Origin of the sequence: Marivirga sp., from assembly GCF_024636815.1 — a bacterium.
Taxonomy (GTDB): Bacteria; Bacteroidota; Bacteroidia; order Cytophagales; family Cyclobacteriaceae; genus Marivirga.
Map to the genome: position 1 here is coordinate 1 of NZ_JAGXGF010000064.1, position 11496 is coordinate 11496.

At 36.9% G+C, this 11496-nt stretch carries 9 protein-coding genes and 1 pseudogene; 5 read left to right on the forward strand and 5 right to left on the reverse strand.

What is annotated here, in order from left to right:
* The 5 genes from Q0L29_RS05000 to Q0L29_RS05020 form a co-directional block, all read left to right on the forward strand.
* Positions 1-2895 (forward strand): type I restriction endonuclease subunit R (locus Q0L29_RS05000; protein ID WP_296619596.1); only part of this gene is annotated, 2895 nt, incomplete at its 5' end.
* 6 nt (positions 2896-2901) lie between these two features.
* Positions 2902-3192: a hypothetical protein gene (locus Q0L29_RS05005; protein WP_296619597.1), complete on the forward strand. Its 291-nt coding sequence runs from the start codon at positions 2902-2904 to the stop codon at positions 3190-3192.
* A 14-nt stretch (positions 3193-3206) separates the two neighbouring features.
* Positions 3207-4124, forward strand: coding sequence for a DUF5655 domain-containing protein (locus Q0L29_RS05010; protein ID WP_296619599.1), 918 nt, complete (start codon positions 3207-3209; stop codon positions 4122-4124).
* Between the two features lie 5 nt (positions 4125-4129).
* A complete protein-coding gene (locus Q0L29_RS05015; protein ID WP_296619601.1) occupies positions 4130-5698 on the forward strand; it encodes a hypothetical protein in 1569 nt (522 codons plus the stop codon).
* Between the two features lies 1 nt (position 5699).
* Entirely contained in the window at positions 5700-8243 is a 2544-nt protein-coding gene (locus Q0L29_RS05020) for a hypothetical protein (protein ID WP_296619603.1), read from the forward strand.
* 215 nt (positions 8244-8458) lie between these two features.
* Here Q0L29_RS05020 and Q0L29_RS05025 read toward each other — a convergent pair whose 3' ends face one another.
* From Q0L29_RS05025 to Q0L29_RS05045, 5 genes and pseudogenes are all read right to left on the reverse strand, one after another.
* Complete coding sequence (locus Q0L29_RS05025) at positions 8459-8761, reverse strand: alcohol dehydrogenase catalytic domain-containing protein (protein WP_367275750.1); 303 nt, start codon at positions 8759-8761, stop codon at positions 8459-8461.
* A 69-nt stretch (positions 8762-8830) separates the two neighbouring features.
* A complete protein-coding gene (locus Q0L29_RS05030; RefSeq protein WP_296619605.1) occupies positions 8831-9763 on the reverse strand; it encodes a mechanosensitive ion channel domain-containing protein in 933 nt (310 codons plus the stop codon).
* A gap of 127 nt (positions 9764-9890) precedes the next feature.
* Positions 9891-10427 (reverse strand): PRC-barrel domain-containing protein, encoded by a 537-nt coding sequence (locus Q0L29_RS05035; protein WP_296619606.1) that lies wholly within the window; start codon positions 10425-10427, stop codon positions 9891-9893.
* Between the two features lie 42 nt (positions 10428-10469).
* Positions 10470-11072, reverse strand: a complete 603-nt coding sequence (locus Q0L29_RS05040) for a hypothetical protein (protein WP_296619608.1) — start codon at positions 11070-11072, stop codon at positions 10470-10472.
* A gap of 241 nt (positions 11073-11313) precedes the next feature.
* Positions 11314-11496: pseudogene (locus Q0L29_RS05045) on the reverse strand (deoxyribonuclease HsdR); the annotation flags it as partial.

Below are 11496 nucleotides of genomic sequence, written 5' to 3' on the forward strand. Positions count from 1 at the left end.
AAGCGGGAAGACCGAAACCAGAAGGATATTTTTATTTCCATGATCGATTACGAAGAGCCAGAAAAGAACCACTTCAAGTTCGTCAATCAGTTGGAGATTCAGGGTTTTGAGAAGCGTATTCCCGATGGGATTCTCTACATCAATGGTTTGCCGTTGGTGGTATTTGAGTTTAAGTCTTCCATCCGAGAAACCGCCAGTTTGTTCTCTGCCTACGATCAACTGACGAATCGGTACAGAAGGGATATCCCGGATTTATTTAAGTACAATGCCTTTTGTGTGATCTCCGATGGGGTGAATACCAAGGCAGGAAGTTTTTTTTCCTCTTATGAATATTTCTATGCCTGGCGGAAAATCGAAGGCTTGGATCAGGAAATCGATCCAGCTACCGGCAAGTCCACCAAGGTGCATGGAATCGACGCCATGTACACGCTAGTCCGTGGGATGCTGGATAAGCACCGACTCACGGATATCATCCATAATTTTATTTACATGCCGGATAGCTCCAAGAAAGATGAAAAGATCGTCTGCCGCTATCCGCAGTACTATGCAGCCACCAAGCTGTTTGAAAACATCAAGATCCATCAGCATCCGCAGGGCGATGGAAAGGGCGGAACTTACTTTGGAGCGACAGGTTGCGGCAAGAGCTTTACCATGCTCTTTTTGACCCGCTTGCTGATGAAGAGTGTGGACTTTGCCAGTCCGACCATCGTGTTGATCACCGACCGTACCGATCTGGACGATCAGTTGAGCGGACAGTTCACCAATGCCAAGGCCTTTGTGGGAGACAATGTGATCAAGTCTGTGACCAGTCGGGATGATCTACGGAATGAGCTGAAAGGCAGAAACTCTGGGGGAGTGTTCTTGACCACGATTCATAAGTTTAATGAGGACACCGAATTGCTCACGGATCGAAGCAATGTGATTTGTATTTCCGACGAGGCACACCGCAGCCAAACCAATCTGGATCAGAAGGTTCGGATTACCGAGCAGGGCGTGAAGAAGAGTTTTGGCTTTGCGAAGCATCTCCATGATTCCCTGCCGAATGCCACCTATGTGGGTTTCACGGGAACGCCTATCGATGCCACCATGGATGTGTTTGGGGAGATTGTGGATACCTATACCATGACCGAATCAGTGATGGATGATATTACCGTTCGGATCGTCTATGAAGGTAGAGCGGCCAAGGTGTTGTTGGAAAATAGAAAGCTTCAGGAGATAGAGAGCTATTACCACATGGTGGCCGATTCTGGTGGGAATGAATACCAAATCGATGAGAGTAAGCGGCAGATGGCGCAGATGGGGACGATTCTCGGAGATCCGGGAAGAATCGAAGCCATTGCAAAAGACTTTGTGGCGCACTATGAAACCCGAGTCGAAGAAGGAAGCACGCTGCTTGGAAAGGCTATGTTTGTCTGTAGCAGTCGGGAAATTGCCTATATGCTTTATCAGGAAATCCTGGCTTTACGCCCAACATGGGGAGAAATCCTTCATGCTGCCGAAGGAGTGGAACTCAGTGAAAAGGATAGAAAAGAGATTCTTCCTATGGCAAAAGTGAATATGGTCATGACGAGAGGAAAAGACGATAAAGAAGGTCTTTATAACTTGTTGGGAAATCAGGACTATCGAAAGGAACTGGACCGACAGTTTAAGAATGCCAAGAGTAATTTTAAGATTGCTATTGTGGTGGATATGTGGCTGACAGGTTTTGATGTGCCTTTTTTGGATACCATGTACATAGACAAACCCGTGCAGCAGCATAGTTTGATTCAGACGATTTCGCGTGTGAATCGGAAGTTTGAAGGAAAGTCAAAAGGCTTAGTGGTGGATTACATTGGCATCAAGAAGCAGATGAATTTGGCCTTGAAGCAGTATTCTACCGTGGATAGCCAGAACTTTGAAGACATTGAGCAATCCATTATCGTAGTCAAAGACCAGTTGGATCTGCTGGAAGCCATCTTCCATAAGTTTGATTACAGTGCCTATTTTGTTGGAACACCGATTCAGCAATTACATACCCTGAATCAAGCTGCGGAATTTGTGCAACTAACCCAGCAATTGGAGCGACGCTTTATGAATCTGGTAAAGCGGATGAAAGCTGCTTATGATATTTGCTCGGGATCTGCTGCCTTTACCAATGAAGTCAGAGACAAGATTCATTTTTTCATTGCGGTGCGCTCCATAGTATTCAAGTTGACCAAGGGAGAAAGTCCTGATACCGATCAGATGAATGCGAAAGTTCGTGAGATGATCCAGGAAGCGATTCAGAGTGAAGGGGTAGAGGAGATCTTCAAACTAGGAGAGGAGGGTCAAAGCGAAGTGGATATTTTTGAGGCTGATTACTTGGCTAAGATTGATAAGATCAAGCTTCCACATACCAAGATCAAGTTGCTGCAAAAGTTGCTGGCCAAAGCCATTGACGAGTTCAAGCGCATCAACAAAATCAAGGGCGTTGACTTCTCCAAGCAGATGCAAACGCTGGTAGACAAATACAATGAGCGCAAGGAATCTGATGTGCTACAAAGCGAAGTGTTGGAAGACTTCACCAATGAGATCATAGACCTGTACTATGCGATGAAAAAGGAGAAAGAATCCTTTGCTGAAATGGGAATTGACTTCGAGGAGAAGGCTTTTTATGATATTTTAAAAGCCTTGGCGATCAAATACGATTTTGTCTATCCGGAAGACAAGCTGATTCACCTGGCTCAATCCGTCAAAGATGTGGTGGACGATAAAGCCAAATACACTGACTGGAGCAAGCGGGATGATATCAAAGCTGAATTGAAAGTGGATTTGATTATTCTACTTGCCGAGAATGATTATCCGCCAGTGGATCGGGATGAAGTGTACAAGGAGATTTTTGAGCAGGCGGAGAATTTTAAGAGGTATTCTAAATAGAAGACTATGAATGTTTCAAATGAAGATTTCAATTTATTGAAAAAGATATCGCATGAAATTGATGAATATTTTAAAGCTCCAAATTCTAATGCAGAAACGAGGTCAACGGATATTTACGACTATCTAAAGAAGAAAGAGAGCCTAAAGGAGCATTTTCCAACGGGAAAGGAATTCAATCAATTCTTAAGAAAAATGCAAAAAGCAGATATGATTAAAGCTGTTATCCCAAACTCCAATGTGGATACAAGCAACCCTAACTTTTACCAATGGAGGTTTTATAGGAAGTCGAAGTATTAAAATTTAAAAAAAGCATGGATTTATATAAACTCAATAATACCAAACTCGAAGAAGTAAAGAATATACCTTTTAAACTTGAAAAGGATATTCAATACCTTGTGGAAGGAAATATTCAAGTTCTTTTTGGGTTGGAATTTGTGAAGACAGAATTTCAGTTGAATGGATTGAGAATAGACACCCTGGGATTTGATCAGCAATCTAAATCCTTTGTTATTATTGAATACAAGAAGAATAAGAGCTATTCAGTGATTGATCAGGGTTATTCCTATTTGTCTTTATTATTGAATAACAAAGCTGATTTCATACTAGAATACCTAGAGCGGACGAATAAGACTTTGAGAAAAGACGATGTAGACTGGAGCCAGTCTCGGGTTATTTTTATTTCTCCTCAGTTTACCACGTATCAGAAGCAGAGTATTGAGTTTAAAGATTTGCCCTTTGAACTATGGGAAATCAAGAAATACTCAAATGACACCATCGTTCTAAACCAGCATAAATCCACCAGTCAAGAAAGTGTAAAAACGATCAGTTCAAATGACGATCGAGCAGAGCAGGTAAGTAAAGAGATTGTCGTTTATACGGAGGAGGATCATTTAAAAAAGGGGAGTCCAGAGATCCAAGAACTTGCTATTTCTTTAAGAGATAGAATTCTTGAATTAGATAACATTGAAATGATCCCTGTTAAATTTTACATTGGTTTTAAACTTCAAAAAAGAGTGATTACAGATTTTGAAGTTCAAAGAACTAAACTCAAGCTCCGAATCAACTTAAAGAAAGGACAATTGGATGATCCAAAGAAGATATTTAGAGATGTTTCAAACATCGGAACCTTTGGAGTAGGAGATTATGAGGCTGTAGTAACTCCAGATAGCGATTTGGATTACTTAATGAGCTTAATCAAGCAGAGTTATAATTTTCATAATAGTCAATAAGCAAATTGTACGCAGAAGATTCCTATAAAGAACCCTTTTGGGCCGAGAATAAAGGCTTCATGACTGGTAGAGATCCTCTTGGGGTTCAAAACAGTTCAATAGCTACCTACAGTCGGCTGCTTCCTGGAATGACTAACGTTACACTAAGACTTAGATACTATGGGTTTTACATGTGGCTGCTACAAGAATATGATGCCTTATCCAAAAGTGACTCTGAAAATTCACTTTCATTTTTCCTGAGTTTCATAAGAAGAGCAGAATTAGCTATTGCGTATTTAATGGTAAATAAATATCCCAACGAAAAAAGTATTGTGGGAAGTGATTACGCATCTAATCATATTCAATCAGCTGATGAGCAAGGTTATTACGATTTGGCAAAGGGGGCTGATAAAAATAAAGATACAAAAAAGGGTTCAGTATACTGGGATTATACTTCTGGAGCATTAGGGCAGTATTTTATAGGATCATTTGTAAATCTAAAATTGGTAGAAGTTAGTAATCGGTTCTTTGTCATTTCAGAAAGAGGACGAAACCTTGCTAAAGCTTATGGAGAGGGGATACCAGAAAAAAGTAAAAATGCCTTACTGGAAGTGATTGAAACTGGGCAGATGAACCGTCAACAGATGGATCAATTGATAGAGTTCTCCATTAATCGTATCAATTTTGATTCATTAGAATGGAGGTTTTATAAGGAAATGATTCTTTCCGACGACGGTATAAACAATTCACTTGGCGAATTACAATATCAACGTCAAGAAACGATCAAACGATATTTGGAATATTTGGATTCGCCAAAGCTAAGAGAGCAAGGATTAACATTTGATCAGGTACAATACTTACTATTTCAAGAAAAAAAAGTAAATGACGCCTCCTTTGGTTGGTATTATTATCGAGTCAATGAACTTTTTCATTATGCCTTAGAAACTGTTTTTTGGGGGTTATTAGTTGAGTTAGATGGTAGGATTGTGGATATCAGGGAATTCATGGAGTCAATGACTAAAGCAGTCTTAAAATATTCACTAGAGGATTTTTTAAAGAAAGAAAATGTAGCCGTTCAAGAAATAGTTGAAGAGGAGTTTTCATCAAACTTGATGGATGATCAAAATTTAATGGAGGATTTGGTAAAAGCTGGCAACTCAAATCAGAAGGCAATTGCATTAGCCTTGAAACAAATTCTAGGCATTTATAAAGAGAATAAATATAATATGGATTCGCTATTAGGATATGAAAAAGCAAATTACCTAACTGACAAAAAAGGTAGAGTTTCTGATATTGTTAACAACTACATTATATCAAACCAAGAATTACCTTACGATAAATTCATTTATGCCACTATTAAAAATCTAATCAACGATCACATATCCACCGCATATCGCAAGATGGGCAATGGAGAAAGTAACTTATTAAAATTTGTCATTGAGGACAATTTCATTACGCATATTCAAACCATGCCACCTAAATTCACCTCACCACGATTGCGGACACTAGATAATTTCTTGTCTGACTTACATCTTAAAGATGGTGCAGAATTAACCGAGGCAGGGAAAGATCTTTTACTAGAATTAATAAACTGAAATGAAAGAAAGGAAACTCTTTCAGGAAATCCCAGGTGGAAAAAATAATTTCCATTCAGCTGTATTGACTAGTTTTTCTTTCAATTTTCACCATTTCGAATATCAGGTACTACGAACACTCCGTCAAAAGTGGATAACAAACATATCCGTATTGTTAGACCACCAAATGTTAGACGGAAGCATTGGTATGGCTTCAGGAAATCTGAAACAGCTAAGTCAAACATATTCAGTTAATGGTATAAAATCAAAAGGAGCTTTTCATCCTAAAATCAATTTTCTTATTGGGGACAATAAATTGCTTCTTTTTTTCGGGTCTGGAAATATATCTCCTGGAGGGCATGGAAAGAATCATGAATTATTCACTTCTTTTTTTGCAGAGTCTGAGGATTCTTCACATTTACCAATTTTACAAGAGGCATGGGATTACTTAGAAGGCTTAACAAAAGATATTCCTGGTTATAATAAAGACAGGATTACCAAACAAATTGTTAGGAATTCAGCCCTTCTTGGGAAAAGAAAATTCCCTATACATACATTTCATCCTCTTGATAGTGATTTAGAAGTTGCACTTCTTTATAATGATTCTAACTCTATACTTTCTCAGTTAATATCCCTTATTCCAGCAGATTCAATTACAAAACTAAGTATAATATGTCCTTACTATGATGAAAACGGAGCTACAATAACAACATTAGCAGATCATTTTAAAAACGCTATTATTAACATTTACCTCCCAGCTGAATTTGGATTGCCACCTGTGAATATCCCAATCGAAAAGAGGGTTAATTTCTTTGCTTGGGAATATACAACTCGAGGTAAAATGGTGTTAGGAGGTGATAGCACCTATAAAAGAAAGCTTCATAGTAAATTCCTTCATTTCGAAGCTGATAGCCAAAAGTATCTCATGCTTGGTAGTGCCAATGCAACAAGAGCTGGATTTGGAACTTTAGATCAAAGAGGGGTAAACGATGAATTCTGTGCATTATATAAATCTTCATCAATTGACTTCCTAGCTGAACTAGGAATTAAAGGAAAAAAGAAAGTAAACGTAAAAGAATTAGACAGGCCTTCCTTTGTGACAGGAGACGAGGCAAAGGCACAAAATGGTAATTGTAAAATTTTTATTAAAGGGGCGGATTTAAGAAGTAATCTCTTGACAGTTTACCTTAAACCTGGATTTCAGAACCCAAGCCAAAAATTAAAAATTTATGATTCTTTAGGCTATGAAATTTATCAATTCGTGATTGATGAATATAAAAGTGAAGAGTTCACAAGAAACCTACCTTCTGAGCTGATTCAAAAAGACCTATCCTTCATTGAAATAGTGGATTCAGAAGGTAAATCCATTTCCAATAAGCAACTAATTAATAACCTCGAAAAGTTATTTCATACAGATCCCTCTAAAGCTAACCGTTCCATCAATCAAGTAATCTATGGTTTAGAAACTGGAGCTTTAAATGAGTTTGAAATCTTGGCTTACCTCAACGATTTAAATCACGTAAAGGAGTCAAAATCCAAAAACCAATTTAAAATAGGTTCAAAAGTTATAAATGAAGAAGACTCAACTAGAGTTGAAATGACCTATGATGAAGCAGTTGAAGCAGCCAAAAACCCATTACTAAGAGAAAAAATAATAAGGACTCACAATTCAGTTCGATTGTGGGAATCCATTTCAAAATTACTATTAGAAAAGGTACAGCTTAGAAGTGATGAAATAGATGATGAGGAGGAAGAAGCAAATGCTGAAACAAGTAATGATAGAAAAGAAAAAACCCCTTCTATTCCATCACATCCAAAAGAAATTAAAGTAGAGCAGCTAATTAGTCAAGTTGAAAACTTGGTAAATAGCTATAAATCATCACTAAATCAGATCATTTATAAACCAGATCATAAAATCGATATAATTGATTATGCCCAGTTTTTATTGGTTTCTCATATTCTTACAACTTTAACCTATTTCAATGACGGAGAAGCTTTTAAAACGAAAAATAGCGATGGGTATTCTGATCCTAATTGGCAAAGGAAATTAAGGTCAGTATTTAAATATCAGATTAAAGAAGTCTTAACCTGTTTTAATAAGCTATTAATTAAACATGGTTTAAAAAATTCAGATAATTCAAATGACAAGTTCTCTGAGCAAAAATTATTTGACTACAAATTGAAGACGCTCAGTAACCACATGCTATATATTTACCTTATTCATTCATTGAATTCAGAAACATTTATAATTGAGGATTTAGAGCTTTTAACCTTTAACCTTTTTGAGCGGTTAGGAATTACAGAATCAAGTTTTGAACAATACTTAGATAATATTTCGAAAACTGATGATGAAGAATTATTTAATGTTAATGGAGCAATCAATTTAAGGAATAAGCTTGAAGAGAAGTTCAACTCCCTAGATGAGAACAATAGCTTTTTCAGGATAGATCATTCTGGATGGTGTTTAGTTAAGGAAAAAAATGATAAAAATATTCGTTATAAGAGTATCCACGGAACAGGTAAATCATCAATCCCCAATTATAAAAAACTTAAAAAACGGAAATAGTAAATATTTTTTTATACAATATACATTGGGCTATCTCCCTTGTTGGGTATAGTAAATTGTTGCGATAGGCCTAATTTTTAATTACGCCTTTCTATTTTTAGGAATTTGAAATTCCGTTTTTTCTAATAATATCATTTGACCTTCAGCACTAGCATTAGACATTTCTCGCTGAGAATGGTTATCCGCCGGTTGATCGGGATGAAGCGTAGTTGAAACTAAGCTAAGGTTAAGATTCTACTCCTATGGTCGGGGGAAATACTAACAGGGATTTTAGCTGCTTCATCAGTTCTAACAGTTGCCTGCGCTGCTACAATACCCATTTGATGCTGTGGTATTCTGGCGTAGACTTCATCACCAATTTCGAAATTGAGAACATCAGAACCTTTTTCAACCACCACACCACTTAGGTCATAACCAATAGAAAAAGGTAGGTTTAAACTTAGCATGTCTTTCAACTTTCCTTCTACTATTTTGTAATCAATAGGGTTTATGGAAGCTGCTTTGACTGCTATTAGAATCGTTTGGTTTCACCGATGGCTTTTCGATTTCACTAAAAGCTAAATTGTCTTTAAGGTCACCGTATTTTACTAGTCGGCACTCTTTTCCTTACTTACTCCATTGATGTCCAATTTCATTTGGGAGAGTTTTTTCCCGCCTTTAATTCCAAAGTCCAATGTCCTAATTGGGAAAGGAATAGTAATATCTTCTTCATTAAATGCACTTATAATCGCTTTGATGGCTTTGTTTTTCATCGTGTAGTAGCTGGGTTGTCCAGGATATTCTATCCAAAATCGAATATTAAAATTGATTGAACTGGACTCAAATTCAGAATAGTCAAAAACCATCGAATCTTTATCAATCACTCCCTCCAAGTTTTTTATTGTGCTCAATACAACATCTTCAACTTTATCAAGATCTTCTGCATAAGAAACACCAATGGCTATATCAATACGCCTTTTTTTCAAAATAGAGTAATTGTAAATAGAACCCTGTAAGATGTCTTTATTTGGAATGTAAACTTCCTGGCCCTGGAAAGTCTCAATAATCGTAACCCGTAAGTCGATTTCTCTTACTACGCCCATAGTACCCTTTATTTCTATTATGTCCCCAACCTTAAAAGGTTTCTTGAAGGCCAGAATAATACCCGATATATAATCTGCCGCTATATCTTGAAAAGCAAAACCCAATACTAAACCTAGCACACCAATTCCTGCGATTAGTGAGGTTAATGCTTTATTTAGCCCGAGCACTCCAAGCATAATAAAAAAACCAAGTCCTAAGATTGCCGCATAAACAACAGTGGAAAATAAATGTCCTAATGCTTCGTTATTTGATGCTTTGGTGAAAAGTTTTATTGATAGTTTGCTTCCTAGTCTGGCAAGAACAAGAAAGATTATTAATAGCAACAGGGTCACTGCCATGTTGGGAATCAAATTTATGAAGGCATCAACCCAACCTTCTAATTTTTGGATTACCGTTTCTATAGGCCCCTCCATTTGCGTTTGTATGTCCTGTTGCATTGTCCTATTTTAAATTTACTTTTATTTAGTGGTCAGCTATTTTATGAATAAGGCCGAGCCTATGATTCCACTGCTTCCTGTTACAATTACCACTTCAGCATGTGCCTAAATGTCATAAGGTGATTACTTACATAACATTTTGCTCCAATTCTATGTGAGGAATAGAATTGTTAAACTCTTCACGATCATAAAACCCATCAACACTATTCGAACTGTGAACAGTATTATCTCCCCTGTAATGGCGAACTGAATTTAATTCGTACTCAAAATCTAAATTATCTCCTTTTCTGAACCGTTTAGCTTTGGCAAAAGTCGAACTATCAATTTGTTTGGTATTTACAAGTTTGTTCTTCTCATCAATAATTGCCATTCCGATAGGAATTATCAGGTGATTTTCCCCGTCCTTGTTTAGAAACTCATGCACACCTTTGCTAACTTGGTTTTGATACGTATTATACCCATCTTCTATCAGGGTTTCATCAACTTCAATATCTAGATAAACAACTCGTTCAGCAGTTTTATTTACCAGCAAATGATCTACTTTCCCAATTATGCGGTTATTTGCATCCTTTACATCCCAACCCCGTACATCGGTATAATTTTCGGCCACTTTATAACCTGATAATTCATCCAGATTAAAAAGATTTTTATTTGTATCTGTCATTGTTTTAATTTTTAAAAGCCTGCATACCGCAGGCATGGTTAACTAATTCATTTTTTGAAGAAGGTCCGCAGCTTTTGCAAAGTAATTCTTAACAGCATCTTTTTGTTCAAGCGTAAGCACTCCCAGTTTTATTGATTCTGATGCACTTTTTAATTCTTCAACTTCATCTGCCAAACTTGGATATATTGCCTTTTGAATGTTTTGCAATGCATTGGTTAAAATATCATCCGCCTTTTTAATGTTATCCGCATGTGTTGTTTCAAAAGGATCACTTGCAATCATATTTGCGTATTCCCTTGCTTTCACTATATCTGCCTGAACGTCATAATCAACCTCATTGGCCATAGCATTTGTAGCCTCAATTAGTTTTAATAGTGCTTCATTTGTGTATTCATGATCCAGACTCATATTTTCCGGACTGTTTTCTACAAAATTTACATATGCCGCAACGGTGCCGTTATTTTCATTTACCCCTAAAAGGTCATATTCGTTCGTATTGGTGATGGAATCTGCTTCAGTAACTACCTCTATATTTTCGTCGTTGTCACGAAATACCAGAAAATATACAAGCAATGCTGCGATGATAAGGCCGACTAACAACCATGGCCAAACCTGTTTTTTCTGTTCAATCTTAATTTCTGCCATAATAATTTTGTTTTTAAGTGTTAAAGTATTTATTAGATAACATTCTATTTTTCAGCTATTATATACAAAAGCCAAAGTGTTTTCACTGTACTCTACTTAGTGCACCTCCTTGTAAACTTTAGCATTTCCTGAAAAGAAACCGATGATCACTTCATTCTGGATTTCATTTTCTTTCGTTCAATTCTCTTTTAGATATTTAACATTGTATTAAATATTTTAAATGCGATATAAAGTCTTTACTTTAAGTTCCCAGCGAAAAATTAAATACCACCCGGGAGCCATCAGGTCCAATAGCGAGTATTTGAATGATCCCATTTTGTGCTGAAAGCAAAGCCATATCAATTTCTTCAGAGTTATCAACTGGCTTTCCATTAATGAAGACGATTATTGTATTCTTAGGAATTCCGATTTGTTCAAAAAAACC

Coding starts and splice junctions, on each gene's coding strand:
- Q0L29_RS05040 (WP_296619608.1), bottom strand. CDS start 11,072: ATGGCAGAAATTAAGATTGAACAGAAAAAACAGGTTTGGCCATGGTTG.
- Q0L29_RS05030 (WP_296619605.1), bottom strand. CDS start 9,763: ATGCAACAGGACATACAAACGCAAATGGAGGGGCCTATAGAAACGGTA.
- Q0L29_RS05005 (WP_296619597.1), top strand. CDS start 2,902: ATGAATGTTTCAAATGAAGATTTCAATTTATTGAAAAAGATATCGCAT.
- Q0L29_RS05020 (WP_296619603.1), top strand. CDS start 5,700: ATGAAAGAAAGGAAACTCTTTCAGGAAATCCCAGGTGGAAAAAATAAT.
- Q0L29_RS05035 (WP_296619606.1), bottom strand. CDS start 10,427: ATGACAGATACAAATAAAAATCTTTTTAATCTGGATGAATTATCAGGT.
- Q0L29_RS05010 (WP_296619599.1), top strand. CDS start 3,207: ATGGATTTATATAAACTCAATAATACCAAACTCGAAGAAGTAAAGAAT.